The following is a 21,947-nucleotide window of genomic DNA, read 5'->3' on the forward strand; positions in this document are numbered from 1 at the left end:
TGACAGACGACAACGTCTCTAATCTCATTCTCAGTTTCCCTGGTCAGATGGCCGCTGTTGTGCTTGCCTATTTGATTTCGGCGAGCACTGTCCCCTGGGTGATGGCGGCGCCGGGTTCCACGGCCAGACCGGTGATGACGCCGTCCTTGTGGGCCGTCACCGGGTTCTCCATCTTCATCGCCTCGAGGACCACCACCAGGTCACCGGCGGCGACCTCCTGACCCTCCTCGACCGCGACCTTGACCACAGTGCCCTGCATGGGTGCGGTGACCGCGTCACCGGAGGCCGCCGCGCCGGCGTTGGCGCCGCGCTTGCGCGGCTTGGGCTTGCGGCGGATGACCCCCACGGCGTCGGGCGCGCCGTTGGCCAACGCGAGATCGCCGGGCAGCGACACCTCGATGCGGCGGCCGTCGACCTCGACGACCACCTTCTGGCGCGGCCGGGACTCGTCCTCGTCGAGGGGCTCACCGCCGGTGAACGGCTCGACGGTGTTGTTCCACTCGGTCTCGATCCAGCGGGTGTGCACCGAGAAGCCATTGTCGTCGCCGATGAACGCCGGGTCGGACACCACCGCGCGGTGGAATGGGATGACGGTGGCAAGCCCTTCGACGTGGAACTCGTCGAGGGCGCGGCGGGCGCGCGCCAGCGCCTCTTGGCGGTCGGCGCCGTACACGATCAGCTTGGACAGCATCGAGTCGAACTGGCCACCGATGACCGAACCGGCCTCGACCCCGGAGTCCAGCCGGACCCCAGGACCGGTGGGGATGTCGTACCGGGTGACCGGGCCGGGCGCGGGCAGGAAGCCGCGGCCGGCGTCCTCGCCGTTGATCCGGAACTCGATGGCATGCCCGCGCGGAGTGGGGTCTTCGGTCAGTTCCAGCCGGTCGCCGTTGGCGATCTTGAACTGCTGCAGCACCAGGTCGATGCCGGCGGTCTCCTCGGTGACGGGGTGCTCGACCTGCAGGCGGGTGTTGACCTCGAGGAACGAGATCAGCCCGTCCTGGCCGACCAGGTATTCGACGGTGCCGGCGCCGTAGTAGTGCGCCTCTTTGCAGATCCGTTTGGCGGACTCGTGGATCTCCTTGCGCTGGGCGTCGGTCAGGAATGGTGCCGGCGCCTCTTCGACCAGCTTCTGGAAGCGGCGCTGCAGCGAGCAGTCGCGGGTTCCGGCGACGATGACGTTGCCGTGCTGGTCGGCGATGACCTGGGCCTCGACGTGGCGGGGCTTGTCCAGATAGCGCTCGACGAAGCACTCGCCGCGGCCGAACGCGGCGGTGGCCTCGCGCACCGCCGACTCGTACAGCTCCGGAATCTCCTCGATGGTGCGGGCCACCTTCATGCCCTTGCCGCCGCCACCGAACGCGGCCTTGATCGCCACCGGCACGCCGTATTCCTGGGCGAATGCCACCACCTCGTCGGCGTCCTTCACCGGGTCCGGAGTGCCCGGCACCAGCGGCGCCTGCGCGCGGGCGGCGATGTGGCGCGCGGTGACCTTGTCGCCGAGGTCGCGGATGGACTGCGGGCTGGGTCCGATCCAGATCAGCCCCGCGTCGATGACCGCCTGGGCGAAGTCGGCGTTTTCCGAGAGGAAGCCGTAACCGGGGTGCACGGCGTTGGCGCCCGATTTGGCGGCGGCGTCGAGCAGCTTGCCGAAATCCAGGTAGGACTCCGCGGAGGTCTGCCCGCCCAGCGCGAACGCCTCGTCGGCCAACCGCACGTGCGGGGCGTCGGCGTCAGGTTCGGCGTAGACCGCCACGCTAGCCAGCCCGGCATCGCGGGCCGCCCGGATCACCCGGACTGCAATTTCGCCGCGATTGGCGACTAGCACCTTGGAGATCCTCGAGCTGGCGTGACTAGCCACTGCGCCTCCTGTATGGCATATCTGCGGGCGACTCTTGCCGCTGTTTCTCTAAGAGAATTTCTTACAACGATGTCGAAGTCTAAGCGCTGCGCCGTAAGCCGAGTTAGGCGGTGTCCCCCAAAGTCATCCGGCTTGGCGTAGCCGGCGCTTGATGCGCGTCAGCATCGCTGACATTCCGCGCAGCCGCAGGGGGCTGATCAGCGCGGCCAGCCCCAGTTCGGTGTAGAAATCGTCGGGCACCGCCAGGATGTCGGCGGCGGGTTGTTCGTCCAGCCCGGTCGCCAGGATCGACGCAAAACCGCGGGTGGTCGGTGCCTCGGCGGGGGCGCTGAAATACAGCCGCACCCGGTCGGGGTCGTCGGCGTCGACATGCAGGAAAAGCGGGGATTGGCATTCTGGCACCGGTTCCATCGCCGCCTCGGCCAGATCGGCCGGCAGCGGCGGCAGTTCGTCGGCGAATTCCAGCAGCAGCCGCAGCTTGTCCTGGCCCTGCACTTCGGCGAAGTCGGACACCACCTCGGCTAAGGGAGCGGGCAGGCTCATGGCAGACGAGTCATCGAGCGGGCACTTCACCTGGGCTCTCGCCGGCCACGATCGGCACCCGCACGGTGTTGCCCCATTCGGTCCAGGAGCCGTCGTAGTTGCGCACTCCCGGTTTGCCGAGCAGGTGGGTCAGCACGAACCACGTGTGGCTGGACCGTTCCCCGATGCGGCAGTAGACGATGGTCTTGTCGTCGGGGGTGATGAAGCCGTAGATCTCCTCGAGCTCCTCACGGCTGCGGAACCGGCCGCTTTCGTCGGCGGCCTTGGCCCACGGGATGGAGCGCGCGGTCGGGATGTGGCCGCCGCGTAACGCCCCCTCTTCGGGGTAGTCGGGCATGTGGGTGCGTTTGCCGGTGTATTCGTCCGGGGAGCGCACGTCGATCAGCGGCCCGCTGCCCAGAGACTCGAGGACGTCGTCTTTGAACGCCCGGATCGGTGCGTCGTTACGCTGCACGACGGGGTAGCCGGTGGACGTCTTGGTCGGCACTTCGAGCGTGGTTTCCCGGCCTTCGGCCAGCCACAGGTCGCGGCCCCCGTTGAGCAGCCGCACGTCGGGGTGGCCGAACAGCGTGAAGACCCACAGCGCGTACGCCGCCCACCAGTTGCTCTTGTCGCCGTAGATCACCACGGTGTCCTCGCGCGCGATGCCCTTGCTGTTCATCAGTTCGGCGAACTGTTCGCCGTCGATGTAGTCGCGCACGCGCGGGTCGTTCAGGTCGGTATGCCAGTCGATCTTGACGGCTCCGGGGATGTGGCCGATGTCGTAGAGCAGCACGTCTTCGTCGGATTCCACGATGGCCAGACCCGGTGCGCCCATGTTGGCGGACAGCCAGTCCGCCGTCACGAGCCGTTCGGGGTGGGCATAACCGAGCAGGGTGGGACTTGGATCAGGAGGCAACGGCACGTTGCCAGCCTACTCACCGGCACCGCCGCGGTCGTCGATCAGTGCTTGCGTACCACTCGTTCCGGCGCGCCCGGCTTCCAGACGCTGATGTCGAGGTGGCCGTCTTGCAGGACGACGGCCGACCCCCCGGTGATCTCGGTGCCGAACAGCGGGTATGGCTGTCCGCGCAAGTCCATTCCGGTCTCCTGTAGCAGGTCGACGGCGAAGCGGTGCCGCAGCGCGTCGTCGGTGCAGTAGCGCGCCAGGCCCCACAGCTTCGCGTCGCCCTCACTGACCTGGGTGTCAACGGTGGCGGTGTGGAGGCAGAATCGGGGGTCGCGGCTGAGGTCGGCGAATTTCGTGGTGGCGGGCATGCCGGGCAGCCACAGTCGGTCCTCGAAGAACCGGGGCTCCATCGGACTGATCCGCGGGAACCCGTCGGAGCGCAGGGTGGCCAACAGGCACAGGTTGCCGGTGGCGCGGTGGCGACGGGCGAAGATGGCGGCGATCTGCGGCGCTTGGGCGGCGAACTCGGTCCAGGTGGTCTGCATGGCTCAGGCGGGGTTGGCTGCCCACAACGCGGCTAGCGACACCCCGGCGCGGTGCAGCAGCGACCGGGTCACCGGCAGCCCGATGCCCACCACCGCAGACGGGTCACCGTCGACGCGGTCGATGAACCAGCCCCCCAACCCGTCGAGGGTGAAGCCTCCGGCAACCCGCAACGATTCCCCGGTCCCCAGGTAAGCCTCCAGGTCTGCTGCCGACGGAGTGCCGAAATACACTGTGGTGACTGAGGTTTCGCCGCCCTGATAGACGACTCTGTTGTCCGTCATGCGGATGAGGCAGTGGCCGGTGAGCAGTTGACCGGCGCCGCCGGCCATGGACAGCCAGAGGTGGCGGGCCTCGTCCACGGTCCGCGGCTTGCCGCACAGCCGGCCGTTGAACAGCAGCATCGAATCACAGCCGATCACGACGCAGTCGGCGGCCACGATGCTTTGCGGTCCCACCAGCATGGTGGTCACCTGCTCGGCTTTGACGCGCGCCAGCGCGGCCACCACGTCGGCGGGCGCGGAGTGTGGGCCCAGCGCGGCCATCACCGCATCTTCGTCGATGCCCGACACCACCACCAGCGGATCGATGCCGGCTTGACGAAGCACTTTGAGCCGGCCGGAGGACGCGGACCCGAGCACCAGCCGGGTCATTGGCGCATGTGGATCATTTCCTGCAGCGTGATCTTCTGCCAGCTGAAGACCGGGTAGCGCAGCTTGTCGACTGGAAGGCCCCACCGGGTGGGTTCGGGCGCGGGCGGCGGGGGCGGGCTGCCGACGCTGCCCAGCACCGCGATGAGCGCGGCCAGTTCGGCGTCGGTGGGTTGCCCCTTGAGCACCCGGATGTGCGGTTCCGACGGCTGTGGCTGGTCGGTCGGCTCAGCGCTCATAGCGGGATGTTCCCATGCTTCTTCGGCGGTTGCTGGGAGATCTTGCGTTCCAGCAACCGCAGGGCGGTCCCGATGTAGCCGCGGGTGTAGGACGGCGGGATCACGGCGTCGACGTACCCGCGCTCGGCGGCCACATACGGGTTGACCAGAGTGTCTTCGTACTCCTGCTGCAAATGCAGGCGCAGCGCCTCGACATCCTCGCCGGCCTCGGCCGCTTCCTTGAGCTTCTGGCGGTAGACGAAGCCGACGGCGCCCGAGGCGCCCATCACCGCGATCTGGGCGGTCGGCCAGGCCAGGTTGACGTCGCACCCCATGTCCTTGGAACCCATGACGCAGTACGCGCCGCCGTAGGCCTTGCGGGTGATGACGGTGATCTTCGGGACGGTCGCCTCACCGTAGGCGTAGAGCAGCTTGGCGCCGCGCCGGATGATGCCGTTGTATTCCTGGCCGGTGCCGGGCAGGAAGCCCGGCACGTCGACCAGCATGACGATCGGGATGTTGAAGCAGTCGCAGGTCCGCACGAACCGCGCGGCCTTCTCCGAGGCGTTGATGTCCAGGCAGCCGGCGAAGTGCGTCGGCTGGTTGGCCACGATTCCGACCGGACGGCCGTCGATGCGGCCGAACCCGACCACGATGTTCTGGGCGTAACCACCCTGGATCTCGAGGAACTCGTCCTCGTCGAGAATGCGGGTGATCACCTCGTGCATGTCATAGGGCTGGTTTGGTGAGTCCGGGATCAGCGTGTCGAGTTCGAGGTCCTCATCGGTCAGGTTTTCCTCGATGGCGCCAGCCGGCACCGGAACCGGTTCGTGTGGCGGGTCGGTGAAGTTGTTGGGCGGCAGGTAGCTGAGCAGCTCGCGGACCCACTCGAAGGCGTCCTGCTCGCCGGAGGCGACGTAGTGCAGGGTGCCCGACTTGGCCATGTGGGTGTGGGCACCGCCGAGTTCCTCCATGGTGACGTCCTCACCGGTGACGGTCTTGATGACGTCGGGGCCGGTGATGAACATCTGGCTGGTCTGGTCGACCATCACGACGAAGTCGGTCAGGGCGGGGGAGTAGACGTGCCCGCCGGCGGCGGCTCCCATGATCAGCGAGATCTGCGGGATGACACCGGAGGCCAGGATGTTGTTGCGGAAGATGCGGCTGTACAGGCCCAGCGAGACGACGCCCTCCTGGATGCGGGCGCCGGCGCCGTCGTTGATGCCGATCAGCGGGCGACCGGTCTTGATCGCCAGTTCCTGCACCTTGACGATCTTCTCGCCGTAGACCTCGCCCAGGCTGCCGCCGAACACGGTCGCGTCCTGGCTGAAGATGCACACGTCGCGGCCGTCGATGGTGCCGTAACCGGTCACCACACCGTCGCCGACCGGGCGGTTCTTCTCCAGCCCGAAGTTGGTGCTGCGGTGTTTGGCCAGGGCGTCGAGTTCGACGAAGGAATCCTCGTCCAGCAGCGCGTAGATCCGTTCCCGCGCGGTGAGCTTGCCCTTGGCGTGCACCTTGTCGACGGCGGCCTCGCCGACCGGATGCAACGACTCTTCCCGGCGCTTGTGCAGCTCCGCCAGCTTGCCGGCGGTGGTGTGGATGTCGATGGTGTGCTCGGCGGCGGGCTCGGCGGTGTGGTCGGTAACGCTCGTCATGGGAATCGATGGTATCGGCAGGCGCATCGGCGGTCGGTTCCCGCACCACTCATGTCGGCTACCCGCCGTTCTTTAGGCTGGGGAGGTGACCGACCGTGAAAAGCTGAGGGTGCCCCTGGACGCCGCTGCGTTGCGGGCGGAGGTGATCGGCGGCACGTCATTCTGGCGGCAACTCGACGTCGTCGAGCAAACCGGATCCACCAACGCCGACCTGCTGTCCCGGGCGGCTGCGGGTGCCGATATCGACCGGTCGGTGCTGATCGCCGAACACCAGACCGCCGGCCGGGGGCGGCACGGACGTGGCTGGTCGGCGGCGCCGCGCGCGCAGATCACGCTGTCGGTCGGGGTGCGGGTGGATGACGTCCCACCCGCGGCCTGGGGGTGGCTGACGCTGGCCGCGGGACTGGCGGTGGTCGACGCGGTGGCGACGGAAACCACCGTCGAGGCGGGCCTGAAGTGGCCCAACGACGTGCTCGCCGGCGGCGGCAAGCTGGCCGGCATCCTGGCCGAAGTCGCGCAGCCCTACGCGGTGATCGGGATCGGGCTCAACGTCACCCAAGCACCGCAGGAGGTCGAGGGAGCCGGCGCGACCTCGCTGCTGGACCAGGGCGTCACCGCGCCGGACCGCGACCTGCTGGTTCGCCGGCTGCTGCGCGAACTCGCCGAGCGCATCGCCGGCTGGCGACAAGCCCGCGGCGCCGACGCGCAGTTGATGGCCGACTACCGGGCGCGCAGCCTGACCATCGGGTCCCAGGTGCGCGCCGAACTGCCCGGCGGTCGCCGACTCGTCGGCATCGCCCGCGACATCGACGATCATGGGCAACTGCGCTTGGAGACCGGGCTCGACGACTCCGGCAAACCGCCCGAGATCGTCGTCGTCTCCGCTGGTGACGTGGTGCATTTGCGGTAGCTTCGCCCGGCCGGGCACTAGGGTCACCGTCATGAGCTATCCGGACAATGCCCTGGCCGCGGGCGAACAGGTGGTGTTGCATCGTCACCCGCACTGGAAGCGTCTGATCTGGCCCGTGGTGGTGCTGATCCTGGTGACCGCGCTGGCGGCCACGGGCTCGGGCTTCGTCAACTCCACGCCGTGGCAGCAACTGGCCAAGAACATCATCTACGGCGTCGTCTGGGGCATTTGGCTGGTGATCGTGGGCTGGCTGACGCTGTGGCCGTTTTTGACCTGGCTGACCACCCATTTCGTGGTGACCAACCGGCGGGTGATGTACCGGCAGGGAGTGCTCACCCGCAGCGGCATCGACATCCCGCTGGCCCGGATCAACAGCGTGGAGTTCCGGGACCGGATCTTCGAACGGATCTTCCGGACCGGGACGCTGATCATCGAGTCGGCGTCACAAGATCCGTTGGAGTTCCACAACATTCCGCGGCTGCGCGAGGTGCACGCGCTGCTGTATCACGAAGTCTTCGACACCTTGGGGACCGAGGAGTCGCCCAGCTGAGCGGTGCCCTTGCCGCGCCGGCCGCGCCAGGCCCGCAGCAGGGTCACGTTGCCACCCTCGAGTTCGTCCTCGAACACCTCGGCGATGCCGCCGGCGGTCAGCGCCGACTCCAGCGCCTTGTCCGGGTTGCGCGCGAACTGGTCGGGGAACACCCAGCGCCGGAAGGCCCAGAACCGGAACGCCATCTGCAGCAGGTTTCCGATGATGTAGGCGGAGATGAAGTCGGCGATGTTCTCCAACGTCAGCGACACCATGGGCACACGTAGCTCGAGGACGTAGCTCGAGATCCACAGCGGTGCCATGCTCAGCAACACACCGACGCCGCTGAAGGCGAAGAACAACAGCGCTTCGTGGTGGCGTTCGCGGCCGCCGCGGTCGCGGAAGCTCCACTCCCGGTTGAGCACGTAGGACGCGATGACGGCGACGATTCCCGCGATGACCTTGGCCGTCACCGGCTTCGGCTCGAGAATTGTCAGCTTGAGGGTGTAGAAAATTGCCGAGTCGATGATGAATGTCGTGCCGCCCACGATGGCGAATTTGATCAATTCGTGGTGGCGTTCCGCGACGGGCTGCATGACCTTGGGCAGGCGCGCAATTGTGGCATCGGCAAAGGACACAACTCGGCAGTCTACGGTCGTACGCGAAAGCGGTGCAAAATAATACATAACGATTTGGTTCCGCAGCCGCTAAACACGCCGGTCAGACGCCATGACACCATGATGGCCGTGCCGAGTCCCCGCACCCCTGTTGTCGCCATGGTCGGCGGTGGTCAGCTGGCCCGGATGACCCATCAGGCCGCCATCGCGCTGGGCCAGAACCTGCGCGTCCTGGTCACCGCGGCCGACGAGCCGGCCGCGCAGGTCAGCCCGAACGTGGTGATCGGGTCCCACACCGAGCTGGACGACCTGCGCCGAGTGGCCAGCGGCGCCACCGTGCTGACCTTCGACCACGAACACGTCCCCACCGAGCTGCTGGAAAAGCTCGTCGCCGAGGGCGTCAACGTCGCGCCGCCGCCGCAGGCCCTGGTGCATGCCCAGGACAAGCTGGTGATGCGCCAGCGCCTGGAAGCGCTGGGCGCGCCGGTACCCCGCTACACCGGAATCGACAACCTCGACCGCCTGGGCGAGCTGGATGCGTTCGCGGCCGGCCTGGACGCCCCCGGCGACGCCGGCCTGGTGGTCAAGGCGGTCCGCGGGGGTTACGACGGGCGCGGTGTGCGGATGGCGCGTGATCTGGCCCAAGCCCGCGACATTGCCCGTGAGTACCTGGAAGGCGGGGTGCCGGTGCTGGTCGAGGAGCGGGTGCAGCTGCGCCGCGAACTGTCGGCGCTGGTGGCGCGTTCGCCGTTCGGGCAGGGCGCGGCGTGGCCGGTGGTGGAAACCGTGCAGCGCGACGGGATCTGCGTGCAGGTGATCGCGCCTGCCCCGGACCTGCCCGATGACGTGGCTGCCGCCGCTCAGCAGCTCGCGCTGCGGTTGGCCGCCGAGCTGGGCGTTGTCGGTGTGCTCGCCGTCGAGCTGTTCGAGACGGTCGAGGGCGGGCTGCTGATCAACGAGTTGGCGATGCGCCCGCACAACTCCGGGCACTGGACCATGGACGGGTCCAAGACGAGCCAGTTCGAACAGCATCTGCGCGCGGTGCTGGACTACCCGCTCGGCGACACCGAAGTCACCGTGCCGGTGACGGTGATGGCCAACGTGCTCGGTGCCGCCGAGGCGCCGGCCATGTCGGTCGACGAGCGGTTGCATCATCTGTTCGCCCGCATGCCGGACGCGCGGGTGCACCTGTACGGCAAGGCGGAGCGGCCCGGACGCAAGGTCGGGCACATCAACTTCCTCGGCGCGGACCCCGCGGCGCTGCCGCAGCTGCGGGAACGGGCGGAGCTGGCGGCGCACTGGTTGGCGCACGGGCAGTGGGCGGATGGATGGGATGCGCATTCATGACAGAGCCTGAGCACCGACCCCGGGTCGGGGTCATCATGGGCAGCGACAGCGACTGGTCGGTGATGGCCGATGCCGCCGCGGCGCTGGCCGAGTTCGACATTCCGGCCGAGGTGCGGGTGGTCTCGGCCCATCGCACGCCGCAGGTGATGTTCGACTACGCCCGCAGCGCGGCCGACCGCGGCCTCGAGGTGATCATCGCCGGGGCAGGCGGCGCGGCGCACCTGCCCGGCATGGTCGCCGCGGCGACGCCGTTGCCGGTGATCGGGGTCCCGGTGCCGCTGGGCCGCCTCGACGGCCTGGATTCGCTGTTGTCGATCGTGCAGATGCCGGCCGGGGTGCCGGTGGCCACGGTGTCCATCGGCGGCGCCCGCAACGCCGGGTTGCTGGCGGTGCGGATCCTGGGGTCGTCCGACCCGCAGCTGCGGGCGCGCATCCTGGCGTTCCAAGACGAGCTGGCGCAGAGCGTGCGGGCCAAGGATGCGGCGCTGCGCGATTCTCAGGGTAAAGTTACTGGCTAGTAGCCTGGCGAGTGTTTGTTCCTCGCGGGCCCAGCACCGGCCCGGGAGATACGGCGCCGTAGGCATAGCGCAAGGAGGCTCGAGATGGCCGGTTGGGCCGGAAACCCGACGTTTGATCTGTTTCAGTTACCCGAAGAGCACCAGGAATTGCGGGCCGCGATCCGGGCGCTGGCGGAAAAGGAGATCGCTCCCCACGCCGCCGACGTGGACGAGAACTCCCGCTTCCCGCAGGAAGCTCTGGACGCGCTGAATGCTAACGGCTTCAACGCCGTACACGTCCCGGAGGAGTACGGCGGCCAGGGCGCTGACTCGGTGGCGGCCTGCATCGTCATCGAGGAGGTGGCCCGCGTCGACGCCTCGGCGTCGCTGATCCCGGCGGTCAACAAGCTGGGCACCATGGGTCTGATCCTGCGCGGCTCCGACGAACTGAAGAAGCAGGTGCTGCCCTCGATCGCCGACGGCACGGCCATGGCCTCCTACGCCCTGAGCGAACGGGAAGCCGGTTCGGACGCCGCGGCGATGCGCACCCGCGCCAAGGCCGACGGCGACGACTGGATCCTCAACGGCGCCAAGTGCTGGATCACCAACGGCGGCAAGTCGTCGTGGTACACCGTCATGGCCGTCACCGACCCGGACAAGGGCGCCAACGGCATCTCGTCGTTCATGGTGCACGTCGACGACGAGGGATTCACCGTCGGCCCGAAAGAAAAGAAGCTGGGCATCAAGGGTTCGCCCACCACCGAGTTGTACTTCGAGAACTGCCGCATTCCCGGCGACCGCATCATCGGCGAGCCGGGCACCGGCTTCAAGACCGCGCTGGCCACCCTCGATCACACCCGCCCCACCATCGGCGCCCAGGCCGTCGGCATCGCCCAGGGCGCGGTCGACGCCGCGATCGCTTACACCAAGGAACGCAAGCAGTTCGGCCGCCCGGTCAGCGACAACCAGGGTGTGCAGTTCATGCTCGCCGACATGGCGATGAAGGTGGAAGCGGCGCGGCTGACCGTCTACCACGCCGCCGCCCGCGCCGAGCGCGGCGAGTCCAACCTCGGCTTCATCTCCGCGGCGTCGAAGTGCTTTGCCTCCGACGTGGCGATGGAGGTGACCACCGACGCCGTGCAGCTGTTCGGCGGCTACGGCTACACCCAGGACTTCCCGGTGGAACGCATGATGCGCGACGCCAAGATCACCCAGATCTACGAAGGCACCAACCAGATTCAGCGCGTGGTGATGAGCCGCGCCCTGCTGCGCTGATCCCCGTTCACCTCAACCGCAACCGGCCGGCCGGAAACCCCGGCGTGATGTCGGCGTATCTGCAGGGAAAGGCCAGCCATACCGCATAGGATGCACGCGGGCAACCAATCCGCACGCTATCGGGCGGCCGGCGGGGGTCGAAGGTCACGCGCGCAGTCTGTGATGCTGCCGACTATTGTCGTTCTTCGTCCTACTCGAGCAGACGGGTGTTACCACGGCCAGGGGGTGTTACTTGAAGGACGTTGGCTGCCGTGCGTGCGCCACATGAACCCGAACTGACGCCAGGTATCGCTCCCGGCCTCGACTCGACGGCTCATTGGCAATCGCTTTCGCTCCTGTTGGTCGAAGACGACCGCGGTGACGCGGTGTTGGTGGAAGACCTGATCGCCGACGCCGTCGCCAACATCGACGTCGTGTGGGCCCAATCGATGGCGCACGCGGAGCGCGAACTCGCCTCGTCCCGCCCAGACTGCGTACTGCTCGACCTGAACCTGCCCGACGCCAACGGCATCGACGCGTTGGACCGCATCCTCAAAAGTGACGCCACCGTCCCGATCGTGGTGCTGACCGGACTGAACGACGAGTACTTCGGCGCTTCGGCCGTGGCCGCCGGTGCGCAGGACTACCTGGTCAAGGGCCGCGTCGAGCCGGAGATGCTGCGCCGGGCGCTGTTGTATGCGATCGAGCGCAAACGCGCCGAACTCATCGCGGCCGACCTGCATGCCACCCAGCTGCGCGCCCGGGAGAACGCCCTGCTGGAACGGGGGCTGCTGCCCTCGCCGATTTTGCTGGAGAACCCGGGCGTCGACATCGTCACCCGCTACCGGCCCAGCCGGGAGAACGCGCTGCTGTGCGGAGACTTCTACGACGTCGTCCAGATGCCGGACCGGGTCGTGCACGTCCTGATCGGTGACGTCGCCGGGCATGGCCCGGACGAGGCGGCCCTGGGCGCGGCACTGCGGATCGCCTGGCGCACGCTCACCTTCTCCGGCATTCACGGTGTCGACCTGATGCGCCGCCTCGAGCGGGTCCTGCACGCCGAGCGCACCGACACGGGGATCTTCGCGACGGTGCTCAGCCTGGCGATCCATCCCGACAGCTCCCGCGTCACCGCCGTCCGCGCCGGCCACCCCGGAATGTTGTTGCAAAGCGCGGACACGGTGGAGTGGATCGAGCCGCCGGGCGGCCCCGCGCTGGGCCTGCGTTTCGACCACTGGCCGCACTACGACTTCGACCTGCCGCCCGGTCAGGGCCTGCTGCTGCTCACCGACGGGTTGTTCGAAGGCTATTCCGGTCGTGGCATCGAACGCCTCGGCGAGGACGGTCTGCTGGCGCTGGCACGCTCGCACGTCAACCTGCCGGGCCCCGCGTTCGTCGACGCGCTGATCGACGGCGCTCAAGAACGTGCCCAATCGCGCGGTGGGCTCACCGACGACATTGCCGTGGTGCGCGTCGAGCGCACGATGGGGATGCCCTGATGGCCGAGGCGTCGGCGCCCCTGCGGGGAGCGCAGCTCACGGTGCGCGGCTGGCAGGCGCTGGTCTTGTCGGTCATGGGCGCGGTGGTGCTCATCGGCGCGATAGCCAGCGCCGTGTTGCTCCACCGCACCGACGAGATGTCGCGCCAGCTGCGCGACGAAGTTCAGCCGGCGCGCGTGCAGGCGGCGCTGCTGCAGTCGGCCCTGCGCGACCAGGAGACCGGGGTGCGCGGCTACCTGATGGCCGCCGATCCCCAGTTCCTCAGCCCCTATTACGACGGCCAACGCGCCGAGAAAGCGGCGGCCGACGACATCCGCCGCCGGGTGAGTCACCGCCCGGAGCTGCTAGCCGACCTGGACGCCATCGAAGGTGCCGCCGCCATCTGGCGGACGAGTTATGCCGAGCCGCTGATCGCCACCGTGATCCCAGCCTCTCCGACCGTCATGAACAGCGATATAGCCACCCTGGGAAAGACCCAATTCGACCATCTCCGAACGCTTTTCAATGTCCAGAACGACAAGCTTGCCGCGGCTCGCGACGACGGGGCCGCCAACGTCGAACGCTTCAACCGCTGGCGGAATCGGGTGCTGGGCTTCATCGTGCTGGTGTTCATCACGACGGCGGCACTGTTGGGCCTGCTGATTCGGCGCGCGGTGACCACTCCGCTCGCATCGTTGGCCGCGTCATGTCGGCGGATCACCGAAGGCGACTTCGAGGAATCGATCGTCGCGCCCGATCGGCCCAAAGACATCCGCGATATCGCCAATGATGTGGAGAACATGCGCCAGCGCATCGTGGCAGAGCTCAACGCGTCGCGTTCGGCCCAAGCTCTGCTGGACGAGCAGGCGATCGAGTTGCGCCGCTCGAATGCCGAACTCGAACAGTTCGCCTACGTCGCGTCGCACGACCTGCAGGAGCCGCTGCGCAAGGTCGCCTCGTTCTGCCAGTTGCTCGAGAAGCGATACGGCGACAAGCTCGACGAGCGCGGCCTGCAATACATCGAATTCGCCGTCGACGGAGCCAAGCGGATGCAGGTGCTGATCAACGACCTGCTCAGTTTCTCCCGGGTCGGCCGGCTGGGCACCAAGTACGGCGAGGTCACGCTGGACACAGCGCTGGACGCCGCCATCGCCAACCTGTCCACCGCGGTCGAGGAATCGGGCACCCGCATCGAGCGCCCGAAGCGGCTGCCGCAGGTCATGGGCGACCCGACGCTGCTGACCATGTTGTGGCAGAACCTGATTGGCAATGCGGTGAAGTTCCGGCAAGAGGGCGTGCCGCCGTGCATCGTCATCGACTGCCAACCGGGAACCGGTGACCGGGACGGGCAATGGCTGTTCAGCGTGACCGACAACGGCATCGGTATCCCCGAAGAGTTCGCCGACAAGGTCTTCGTCATATTCCAGCGCCTGCACGGTCGCGATGTGTACGGTGGTACCGGCCTGGGTCTGGCGCTGTGCAAGAAGATCATCGAGCACCACGGCGGCCGTGTTTGGATCGATACGTCCTACTCGGATGGAACCCGGTTCGAGTTCACGCTGCCCGTTGCCGAAGCCACCCCCGAGCCCCCTGCCCACCCCGTGGGCGCACCCGACGACTTAGCCATTACGGGAGGAACGCAGAGATGACCCCAGAAGGTCGCGCGATCGACATCCTGCTCGTCGAAGACGACCCAGGCGACGAGCTGATCACCCGAGAGGCGTTCGAGCACAACAAGCTCAAGAACAGGCTGCATGTCGCGCACGACGGCGAAGAGGGTCTGAACTACTTGTACCAGCGCGGTGCCTACCAGCACGCGCCGCGGCCGGATCTGATCCTGCTCGACCTGAACCTGCCCAAATACGACGGCCGGCACCTGCTGGAAAAAATCAAGTCCGACCCCGACCTGTGCCGCATTCCGGTCGTGGTGCTCACCACGTCCTCGGCCGAAGAGGACATTCTGCGCAGCTACAAGCTGCACGCCAACGCCTACGTCACCAAGCCGGTGGACCTCGACCAGTTCATGACGGCGGTGCGGCAGATCGACGAGTTCTTCCTGCAGGTCGTGCGGCTGCCGCAGGGCTGACCGACGCCGTTGGCGTCAGTGCGTGTCGGCGGTCTCGGCCTCGACGATGCCGTGCGCGTCCACCTCGTGCACATGGACCGTCGCGAAATCGAAGAACATGCCCACGACCTGTAGGGCACCGGACTGCACCGCGGGAGCCAGGATGGGATGGCGGGTCAGCCGCTCCACCTGGATGGCCACGTTCACGATCGCCAATTGGTCGACTTCGCTGAAGGCAAAGCCATTGGAGGTGGCGCTGCGGCGCGCCGGGTGTCCGTCCCGGAAGGCGGCCAGACTCTCACTGGCGTGACGCAGCCAATCGCCCATCGGGGCGGTGGTGTCGTCGGCGGCGTTCTCCAGCAGCGCCTTCATCGCCCGGCAGGACGAATGTCCGCACACCACAACCGATGTCACGCCGAGTTGGTTGACGGCGAAGTCGAGTGCGGCGTCGACCGAGCGTTCGGTGGATTCCGTCGGCACCAGGTTGCCGACATTGCGGACGATGTACAGGTCACCGGGCCGGCTCGCGGTGATGACGTCCGGCAAGATCCGGGAGTCGGCACAGGTGAGGAACACCGTGTCCGGGTTCGGCGAATCGATCAGCTCGGGAACGTGGTGATGCAGCGACTCCACCCCGTTGCGGTGGTACTCCCGGACGCCGTGCCGAATCGAAGCCTCGTCGTCGTCGTGATGAGTGTCGCGCCGAGACGGCCACGGTGCCTCACGCAGGGACCGGGAGTGGAAGTGGCGCTTGGGCGGACGGCTGTGCGCGCTCACCAGGTTGGCCGGCGACGTCTCCACAATGGTGACCGTTCCGCCGGTCGTCTCGTGCCCCGTCTTCCAGTCCGAGATCGCCTCGGACACCGAATGATCGATGTAGTCCGCGTTGATGTGTAGCGTGACGTCGGAGCCGCGCGGCAGCGTCGAGAGCACGTTGGTCAGCCGCGGCAGCAGCAGGAAGCTCAGGGTTCCGTCGATGTCGACTTGCCACTGCTTGGCCTCTCCGCCCACCGGCCTGGCCTCGATGGGCGCGCGCACCACCCGGATCAGCAGGAACAGGATTGCGATGGCGAGTCCGATGGCCACGCCCTCGAGCAGGTTGAGGAATACCACGCACCCGATGGTGATGACGTAGACCACGAAATTACCCGTGCGCCAAGCCAATCGGATGTGGGCCAGCTTGATCAGCCGCACGCCGACGACGATGAGCAGACCGGCCAGCGCTGCCTTGGGAATCATCTCCACCAGGTTGGTGAACAGCGACGCGAACAGCAGCACCCAGACGCCGTGCAGGATCGCCGACATCCGGGTGCGAGCACCGGCGGCCACGTTGGCCGAGCTACGCACGATGACGCCGGTGACGGGCAGTCCGCCCAGAAACCCGGACAACATGTTGGCGCTGCCCTGGCCGATCATCTCCCGGTTGAAGTTGGTGCGCGGGCCGTTGTGCAGCTTGTCGACCCCGACCGCGCACAGCAGCGATTCGACACTGGCGATCAACGCGATGGTCAGGACGCCGATGGCGATGGCGCCGATTGACTGGGTCCAGGGCTGGCCGTCGGGTGTTTTCGCGGCGAAGTGGGGCAAGCTGATCGCTTGGAAGAAGTTGCCGGACAGGTTGATTCGCTCGACGTCCAGTCCGGCGATTTTGGCCAGCGCCGTCGCCGCCACGATCGCGATCAGGGCGCCGGGGATCATCCGCACCCGGGGCGGCAGCTTGTTCCAGAACACCAGGATGAGGATGACCGACCCGCCGACGATGACTTCGTGGAGTTCGTGATGCAGGATGCCGTTGGGCAGCGCGACGATGTTCTTCCAGGCCGAGCTGCGCGATGTCCCACCCACCAGCACGTGGATCTGCTGCAGCGCGATGGTGATCCCGATGCCGGCCAGCATGGCGTGCACCACCACCGGGGCGATGGCCAAGGCGGCACGGGCCATGCGGCTCACCCCGAACATGATCTGTAGGGCGCCGGCGCCGATGGTCATGATGCACAGCATCGGCCAGCCGAGTTGGTCGATCAGGTCGGCGACCACCACGGTCAGACCGGCCGCGGGTCCGCTGACCTGGACCGCGGACCCGCCCAACGATCCGGCGACGATGCCGCCCACCACCGCGGCGATCAGCCCGGCCGCCAGCGGAGCGCCGGACGCGATGGCGATGCCCAGCGAAAGCGGCAGTGCCACAAGGAACACCACCAGCGATGCCGGGAAGTCGTGCCGCAGGTTGGAGATCAGCGAATGCGCTCGGGACGGGGCTGCAGCAGCGGGGGGATTCTGGACAGCGGTGCTCATCGTTTCTGACTCCTCCGAGCCGGTACACAGGTCGTCGGTGGCGGCCCACTGCCGCAGGCAGATGACCCTTCATGATCGGCGTGAACGTGAGCTGTCAATTAGGTGTCCACCCGGCGTCGTATGCGAGGTCAAATAGCGAGCAGCAAATTCAGGCCGCCCACATAAGGTATGTGAGAAATGGTGCGTGCTGGCCACAGCGAATCGGCGGGCCTAGCGCGAATTCATTGCCAATTCAAAGAATTGCGCTGTCCGCGTAGCGCGGTGCTTAGGATTTGGCGAGAAACGCGTCATTGTGCTGGCCGGGGGACGGCGGCGGTTCGCTGACCACGGCGGTGAAGCTCGAGTAACGCGCCGGGGTGCGGATCACCGTGACGGCCTGTTCGCCGGCGCCGACCCGCAAGGCGAGATCGTTCTCGGCGAACAGGGGAGTGTCGACGACCTGCTTCCAGGTATAGGCCAGACAGGCCATCAGCCCGCCCTCCTGCAGCAATGCCACCCATTCCGCGGCGGTCTTGCCGGCCAGCGCTTTCTCCAGCTCTTCGGTCAACTCCGGGTAGTTCAGCGCCCGAGCCCGCTGGTCGACGAAGCGCTCGTCGTCCAAAAGGTCGGGCCTGCCGATGATTTCGCACAGCTTCGCCCAGTGCTTGGGCACGTACGCGCTGATGACGAGGTAGCCGTCGGCGGCCTTGAAGGCATCCGAGGGCTGAGTTGCGAAGCCGACGCTCTTGCGCCGCTTGGTGTTCGGTGCGCCGGCGGGTTTGGGCCGGGGTTCACTTGGGCGGTTGAGGTGCATGGTCAGCTGGTTGGCCTGCAGGCTCACCGCGACGTCGTACATCGCGACCCGCACGGTGTCGCCCACCCCGTGCCGCTCCCGGTTGAGCAGCGCGGCCAGCACCGCCTGGGCCAGCACGTGCCCGCTGGCGTTGTCGACGAGCTGGAACGGGATGATCTGCGGCTTGCCGTCGGGCGTCGGCATTCCGGTGGTCATGCCGGCCTCGGCGGCGACCATCAGATCGACCCCGGGCCGGCTGCCGTGCGGGCCGTTGCCGCCGTAGGCCGACAGCCGCGCGTAGATGAGTCGGGGATTGCGGCTCCGCAGGTCCTCAGGCCCTAAGCCCTTGCGTTCCATGACGCCGGGGCGAAACCCTTCCAGCACCACGTCGGCGGTGTCGGCCAGTCGCAGAATCTGCTGTTTGGCCTCCGCGGTGGCCAGGTCCACGGTCACCGACTTCTTGCCGCGGTTGTTGGGCAGGAAGTAGGTGGCCAACGGTGGTCGCCCGGGCAGCACGGAGGTGATCTGGCGGGCCGCCTCACCGCCCGGGGCCTCGACCTTGATCACTTCGGCGCCGAGGTCGGCCAGGATCTGCCCGGCCAGCGGGCCGGCCACGTTCTGGGTGAAGTCCAGTACCCGGAACCCGTCGAGGGGTTTGGCGGCGCCGTCGGTCATCGAAGCCCTTCCTTTGCGGCGGTGCAGTAATAGTTCTGGGCGAACGGGGCCTGTTCGGTGACGGGTCCGTCCACCGCGTGCGGGGCGAAGCCGTTGTCGGTCAGCAGCTGATTGATGGCGGTACGGGCCACCCGCCAGCCGTGGCCTTCTAAGTAGGTCGCCACGTCGTTGCGGTCGCCGGGGAAGCCGAGTTGTTCGATGTTGACGTCGAGTCCGTGCTGATACCAGCGCGCGTAGATGGCGTCGAAGAGGTCCCGGTTGGCCGGGGCGCTGAAGAACACCTCCGCGGTCAGCCGGCTGTGCTGCGCGCTGAGCGCGGTGATGTCGTCGAGCAGCCGGTCCTGCGACTGCGGTGGCAGGTATCCGAAGAGTCCTTCGGCGGCCCAGGCGGTGGGTCGCCGTTCGTCGAAGCCCGCCCGGCGCAGCGCGCTGGGCCAGTCGTGGCGCAGGTCCGCGGGGACCCCTCGCACGTCGGCGGTCGGGACGGCGCCCAGGGCGGCCATGGCGGCGGCCTTGAATTCCAGCACCTGCGGCACGTCGATCTCGAAGACCGTGGTGCCCGCCGACCAGGGCAGCCGATAGCCGCGCGCGTCCAGGCCGGAGGCGAGCAGGACCACTTGGCGGATCCCGGCGCCGTCGGCGGCGCGGAAGAAGGTGTCGATGTAGCGGGTGCGGGCCGCCTGCTGGTCGGTCATGCGCTGCATGCCCCACGGAGAATCCGGGATGTCGACGTCGGTGGGGTCCAGTTCGCCGCTGGCCCAGCGGGTGAAGAAGTCGATGCCGACCGCCCGCACCAGCGGTTCGGCGAACGGGTCGTCGATCAGCGCGGCCCGGGTGGCGCGGGCGCGTCCGGCCGCCACCATGGCGGCGGTGGCGCCCACACTGGACGCCACGTCCCAGGTGTCGTTGGCGGTGCGCCCCATTGCGATCCCCTCGACGGCCCCGATACTGCTTAGCCAGATTAACCACAAGCGTTGCGGCAATTCGGCCGGTCCAGCCTTTACCATCGTCGAGATGGAGATGTCCCCGGCTCAGGTCACTGCCGACACCTGCTGCGACACGGCCACCCATGCCGCGCCGGGGCGGGACGCGGCGTGGCAGCGCGATGCTCGATGGGCGCGGCTGCTGGCCTGGCTGAGCCTGGCGGTGATGCTGTCCGAGGGAGTCGTCGGTCTGTGGCAGGGCCTGGCGGTGGGGTCCATCGCACTGACCGGCTGGGCGCTGGGCGGCGGGGCCGAAGCGTTGGCCAGCGCGATGGTGGTGTGGCGTTTCAGCGGGGCCCGGACGTTGTCGCACACCGCCGAGCGGCGCGCCCAGCGCGGCGTTGCGGTGTCGTTCTGGCTGACCGCGCCGTACATCGCCGCGGAGTCGATTCGCTACCTGGCCGGCGAGCACCACGCCGAGACCTCGGTGATCGGCATCGCCCTGACCGCCGGCGCGCTGGTCCTCATGCCGGTGCTGGGCTGGGTCAAACACCGGCTCGCCGTCCGGCTGGGTTCGGCGGCGACCAAGGGCGAGGGCACCCAGAACTACCTGTGCGCGGCGCAGGCGGCCGCCGTGCTGGTCGGCCTGGCGGTCACCGCGTGGTGGGCCGGGGGGTGGTGGGTCGATCCCGCCATCGGGTTGGCCATCGCCGCGGTCGCGGTCTGGCAAGGCGTGCGCGCCTGGCGAGGCCTGGACTGCGGCTGCTGATCTCAGCTCAGGGTCGCGACGTGGCCCGGTGCAGGACCGCGGTGCAGTAGTAGTTCTTGCTGAACGGCGCGTCGGGGTCGGTGGGCTGCAACGGCAGGCCGGTATCGCTCAGCAACTGGTTCAGCGGCGTGCTCACCGGCTCCCATCCGCGCTCGGCGAGGTAGGCCGCCACATCGTTGCGGTCGCCGGGGAAGCCCAGGTCGTCGAGCACCAGGTCCAGGCCGTGTTCGCGCCATTTCTCGGCGGCACCGTTGAGCGCCTGCTGGTTGGACGCGGTGTTCTCGAACACCTCGGCGACCAGCCGGCTGCCGTCGCCGCTGAGCGCGGTGATGTCGTCGAGCAGCCGGTCCTGGGCCTGCGACGGCAAGAAACCGAGCAGCCCTTCGGCGGCCCACGCGGTGGGTTGCTCGGCGGCGAACCCCGCCTGGCGCAGCGCGGCCGGCCAATCGTGGCGCAGGTCGACGCCCACGGCACGCACCTCGGCGGTCGGGTCGGCGTCCAGGGCCGCGATGGTGCTGGTCTTGAAATCGATCACTTGCTGCTGGTCGATCTCGAACACCGTCGTCCCGGCGGGCCACGGCAGCCGATAACCCCGCGCGTCCAGCCCGGCGGCCAACAGGACCACCTGGCGGATGCCCGCGTCCGCGGCTTGGGCGAAGAAGGCGTCGATGTAGCGGGTGCGGGCCGCCAGGAGGTCGGTCATGCGTTGCATCCCCCACGGGGCGTCGGGGGTGTCGACGTCACTCGCGTCGAGTTCGCCTGCGGCCCAACGCGTGAAGAAGTCGACGCCGACCGCGCGCACCAGCGGCTCGGCGAACGGGTCGTCGATCAGCCCGGTCCTGGTCGCCCTGGCCCGTCCTGCGGCGACCATGGTCGCGGTAGCCCCCACGCTGGTCGCCAGATCCCAGGTGTCGTTGTCGGTACGCCCCACCTCGAAAGTCCCTTCTGCCGCCGTGGTCCCACTCTTTAGACAGGGTAACGACGGGGGGCTCGGGACTGGGTTGGAGTTTCCTGTCAGTCCAGGCGGTACCGGATCAGCCGGGAGCTGTTGGCCACCACCGCCACCGAGGATGCGTTGTGCAGAATCGCGGCCAGCACCGGCGACAGCGCGCCGCCCGCCCCGATCAGCAGCCCGGCGGCGTTGACGGCGATCGACATGCCGTAGTTCTGCCGGATCACGTCCACGGCCCGCGCGCCCAGGTCCCGCACGTCGAGCAGGCGATGCAGGTCGTCGTTGGCCAGCGCCACATCGGCGGTCTCCACCGCGACGTCGGTGCCGGCCAGCCCCATCGCGATGCCGATGTCGGCGGCGGCCAGGGCGGGGGCGTCGTTGATGCCGTCACCGACCATGCCCACGACGTAGCCGTGGTCTTGCAGCTCGCGCACCACCTCGAGCTTGTCCTCGGGCATCACCTCGGCGCGCCACTCGTCGATGCCCAGCTCGTCGGAACCTG

At 68.0% G+C, this 21,947-nt stretch carries 20 protein-coding genes and 2 pseudogenes; 9 read left to right on the forward strand and 13 right to left on the reverse strand.

The window, feature by feature from the left end; all coding sequences use genetic code 11:
• Window positions 1–67: 67 nt before the first annotated feature.
• The 7 genes and pseudogenes from I2456_RS06325 to I2456_RS06355 form a co-directional block, all read right to left on the reverse strand.
• Entirely contained in the window at window positions 68–1,861 is a 1,794-nt protein-coding gene (locus tag I2456_RS06325) for an acetyl-CoA carboxylase biotin carboxylase subunit (RefSeq protein ID WP_068028951.1), read from the reverse strand.
• Window positions 1,862–1,984: 123 nt separating this feature from the next.
• Window positions 1,985–2,404 (reverse strand): SufE family protein, encoded by a 420-nt coding sequence (locus I2456_RS06330; protein ID WP_068028953.1) that lies wholly within the window; start codon window positions 2,402–2,404, stop codon window positions 1,985–1,987.
• 10 nt (window positions 2,405–2,414) lie between these two features.
• Entirely contained in the window at window positions 2,415–3,308 is an 894-nt protein-coding gene (locus I2456_RS06335) for a sulfurtransferase (RefSeq protein WP_068028956.1), read from the reverse strand.
• A 38-nt stretch (window positions 3,309–3,346) separates the two neighbouring features.
• The gene (locus tag I2456_RS06340; RefSeq protein WP_085072781.1) at window positions 3,347–3,838 is read right to left on the reverse strand and encodes a pyridoxamine 5'-phosphate oxidase family protein; all 492 of its coding nucleotides are present in this window, start codon (window positions 3,836–3,838) and stop codon (window positions 3,347–3,349) included.
• Window positions 3,839–3,841: 3 nt separating this feature from the next.
• Entirely contained in the window at window positions 3,842–4,489 is a 648-nt protein-coding gene (locus I2456_RS06345; protein ID WP_085072782.1) for a Maf family protein, read from the reverse strand.
• A pseudogene (locus tag I2456_RS06350) lies at window positions 4,486–4,698 on the reverse strand (acyl-CoA carboxylase subunit epsilon); the annotation flags it as partial. The gene I2456_RS06345 and the pseudogene I2456_RS06350, both read right to left, overlap by 4 nt.
• A gap of 23 nt (window positions 4,699–4,721) precedes the next feature.
• Window positions 4,722–6,362: an acyl-CoA carboxylase subunit beta gene (locus tag I2456_RS06355; RefSeq protein ID WP_085072784.1), complete on the reverse strand. Its 1,641-nt coding sequence runs from the start codon at window positions 6,360–6,362 to the stop codon at window positions 4,722–4,724.
• Between the two features lie 85 nt (window positions 6,363–6,447).
• Between I2456_RS06355 and I2456_RS06360 the strand changes: the two genes are divergently transcribed.
• Together I2456_RS06360 and I2456_RS06365 are read left to right on the forward strand one after the other, a co-directional pair.
• Window positions 6,448–7,272, forward strand: coding sequence for a biotin--[acetyl-CoA-carboxylase] ligase (locus I2456_RS06360; protein WP_068162316.1), 825 nt, complete (start codon window positions 6,448–6,450; stop codon window positions 7,270–7,272).
• A gap of 31 nt (window positions 7,273–7,303) precedes the next feature.
• Window positions 7,304–7,822 (forward strand): PH domain-containing protein, encoded by a 519-nt coding sequence (locus tag I2456_RS06365; RefSeq protein WP_068162320.1) that lies wholly within the window; start codon window positions 7,304–7,306, stop codon window positions 7,820–7,822.
• Here I2456_RS06365 and I2456_RS06370 read toward each other — a convergent pair.
• Entirely contained in the window at window positions 7,777–8,439 is a 663-nt protein-coding gene (locus tag I2456_RS06370; RefSeq protein WP_068028976.1) for a GtrA family protein, read from the reverse strand. The two genes, I2456_RS06365 and I2456_RS06370, sit on opposite strands and share 46 nt — an antisense overlap.
• Window positions 8,440–8,538: 99 nt before the next feature.
• Between I2456_RS06370 and I2456_RS06375 the strand changes: the two genes are divergently transcribed.
• The 6 genes from I2456_RS06375 (at window position 8,539) to I2456_RS06400 (ending at window position 15,080) form a co-directional block, all read left to right on the forward strand.
• Window positions 8,539–9,765 carry a 5-(carboxyamino)imidazole ribonucleotide synthase gene (locus I2456_RS06375; RefSeq protein WP_085072785.1) on the forward strand — a complete coding sequence of 409 codons (1,227 nt, stop codon included), beginning with the start codon at window positions 8,539–8,541 and terminating at the stop codon, window positions 9,763–9,765.
• Entirely contained in the window at window positions 9,762–10,283 is a 522-nt protein-coding gene (purE, locus tag I2456_RS06380; protein ID WP_085072835.1) for a 5-(carboxyamino)imidazole ribonucleotide mutase, read from the forward strand. The genes I2456_RS06375 and purE overlap by 4 nt, the downstream gene beginning before the upstream one ends.
• Window positions 10,284–10,367: 84 nt before the next feature.
• Window positions 10,368–11,537, forward strand: a complete 1,170-nt coding sequence (locus I2456_RS06385) for an acyl-CoA dehydrogenase (protein WP_068028982.1) — start codon at window positions 10,368–10,370, stop codon at window positions 11,535–11,537.
• Window positions 11,538–11,824: 287 nt separating this feature from the next.
• The gene (locus tag I2456_RS06390) at window positions 11,825–13,015 is read left to right on the forward strand and encodes a PP2C family protein-serine/threonine phosphatase (protein ID WP_371869911.1); all 1,191 of its coding nucleotides are present in this window, start codon (window positions 11,825–11,827) and stop codon (window positions 13,013–13,015) included.
• Window positions 13,015–14,643, forward strand: a complete 1,629-nt coding sequence (locus tag I2456_RS06395; protein WP_068028988.1) for a sensor histidine kinase — start codon at window positions 13,015–13,017, stop codon at window positions 14,641–14,643. The genes I2456_RS06390 and I2456_RS06395 overlap by 1 nt, the downstream gene beginning before the upstream one ends.
• Window positions 14,640–15,080 (forward strand): response regulator, encoded by a 441-nt coding sequence (locus I2456_RS06400; protein WP_068028990.1) that lies wholly within the window; start codon window positions 14,640–14,642, stop codon window positions 15,078–15,080. The genes I2456_RS06395 and I2456_RS06400 overlap by 4 nt, the downstream gene beginning before the upstream one ends.
• A gap of 15 nt (window positions 15,081–15,095) precedes the next feature.
• On the opposite strand, the gene I2456_RS06405 is transcribed toward I2456_RS06400, so the two are convergent.
• The 3 genes from I2456_RS06405 to I2456_RS06415 form a co-directional block, all read right to left on the reverse strand.
• On the reverse strand, window positions 15,096–17,354 hold the full coding sequence (locus I2456_RS06405) for a SulP family inorganic anion transporter (protein ID WP_085072786.1): 2,259 nt from the start codon (window positions 17,352–17,354) through the stop codon (window positions 15,096–15,098).
• 265 nt (window positions 17,355–17,619) lie between these two features.
• Window positions 17,620–18,801 carry a CoA transferase gene (locus I2456_RS06410; RefSeq protein WP_085072787.1) on the reverse strand — a complete coding sequence of 394 codons (1,182 nt, stop codon included), beginning with the start codon at window positions 18,799–18,801 and terminating at the stop codon, window positions 17,620–17,622.
• Window positions 18,798–19,724, reverse strand: coding sequence for a class I SAM-dependent methyltransferase (locus I2456_RS06415; protein WP_085072836.1), 927 nt, complete (start codon window positions 19,722–19,724; stop codon window positions 18,798–18,800). The genes I2456_RS06410 and I2456_RS06415 overlap by 4 nt, the downstream gene beginning before the upstream one ends.
• A 97-nt stretch (window positions 19,725–19,821) precedes the next feature.
• On the opposite strand from I2456_RS06415, the gene I2456_RS06420 reads away from it, so the two are divergent.
• On the forward strand, window positions 19,822–20,493 hold the full coding sequence (locus I2456_RS06420; protein WP_085072837.1) for a cation diffusion facilitator family transporter: 672 nt from the start codon (window positions 19,822–19,824) through the stop codon (window positions 20,491–20,493).
• A gap of 7 nt (window positions 20,494–20,500) precedes the next feature.
• Here the strand turns inward: I2456_RS06420 and I2456_RS06425 are convergent, their stop codons facing one another.
• On the reverse strand, window positions 20,501–21,424 hold the full coding sequence (locus I2456_RS06425) for a class I SAM-dependent methyltransferase (protein WP_085072788.1): 924 nt from the start codon (window positions 21,422–21,424) through the stop codon (window positions 20,501–20,503).
• Between the two features lie 83 nt (window positions 21,425–21,507).
• Window positions 21,508–21,942 (reverse strand): annotated as a pseudogene (locus I2456_RS06430) (HAD-IC family P-type ATPase); the annotation flags it as partial.
• Window positions 21,943–21,947: the final 5 nt, after the last annotated feature.

It is taken from the genome of Mycobacterium kubicae (genome assembly GCF_015689175.1).
In the GTDB taxonomy this organism is placed as follows: domain Bacteria; phylum Actinomycetota; class Actinomycetes; order Mycobacteriales; family Mycobacteriaceae; genus Mycobacterium; species Mycobacterium kubicae.

Bases quoted from the DNA above. Each gene is read 5' to 3' on its own strand.
- I2456_RS06330 (WP_068028953.1), bottom strand. From the start codon at position 2,404: ATGAGCCTGCCCGCTCCCTTAGCCGAGGTGGTGTCCGACTTCGCCGAA.
- I2456_RS06340 (WP_085072781.1), bottom strand. From the start codon at position 3,838: ATGCAGACCACCTGGACCGAGTTCGCCGCCCAAGCGCCGCAGATCGCC.
- I2456_RS06345 (WP_085072782.1), bottom strand. From the start codon at position 4,489: ATGACCCGGCTGGTGCTCGGGTCCGCGTCCTCCGGCCGGCTCAAAGTG.
- I2456_RS06355 (WP_085072784.1), bottom strand. From the start codon at position 6,362: ATGACGAGCGTTACCGACCACACCGCCGAGCCCGCCGCCGAGCACACC.
- I2456_RS06365 (WP_068162320.1), top strand. From the start codon at position 7,304: ATGAGCTATCCGGACAATGCCCTGGCCGCGGGCGAACAGGTGGTGTTG.
- I2456_RS06375 (WP_085072785.1), top strand. From the start codon at position 8,539: ATGATGGCCGTGCCGAGTCCCCGCACCCCTGTTGTCGCCATGGTCGGC.
- purE (WP_085072835.1), top strand. From the start codon at position 9,762: ATGACAGAGCCTGAGCACCGACCCCGGGTCGGGGTCATCATGGGCAGC.
- I2456_RS06385 (WP_068028982.1), top strand. From the start codon at position 10,368: ATGGCCGGTTGGGCCGGAAACCCGACGTTTGATCTGTTTCAGTTACCC.
- I2456_RS06395 (WP_068028988.1), top strand. From the start codon at position 13,015: ATGGCCGAGGCGTCGGCGCCCCTGCGGGGAGCGCAGCTCACGGTGCGC.
- I2456_RS06400 (WP_068028990.1), top strand. From the start codon at position 14,640: ATGACCCCAGAAGGTCGCGCGATCGACATCCTGCTCGTCGAAGACGAC.
- I2456_RS06405 (WP_085072786.1), bottom strand. From the start codon at position 17,354: ATGAGCACCGCTGTCCAGAATCCCCCCGCTGCTGCAGCCCCGTCCCGA.
- I2456_RS06410 (WP_085072787.1), bottom strand. From the start codon at position 18,801: ATGACCGACGGCGCCGCCAAACCCCTCGACGGGTTCCGGGTACTGGAC.
- I2456_RS06415 (WP_085072836.1), bottom strand. From the start codon at position 19,724: ATGGGGCGCACCGCCAACGACACCTGGGACGTGGCGTCCAGTGTGGGC.
- I2456_RS06420 (WP_085072837.1), top strand. From the start codon at position 19,822: ATGTCCCCGGCTCAGGTCACTGCCGACACCTGCTGCGACACGGCCACC.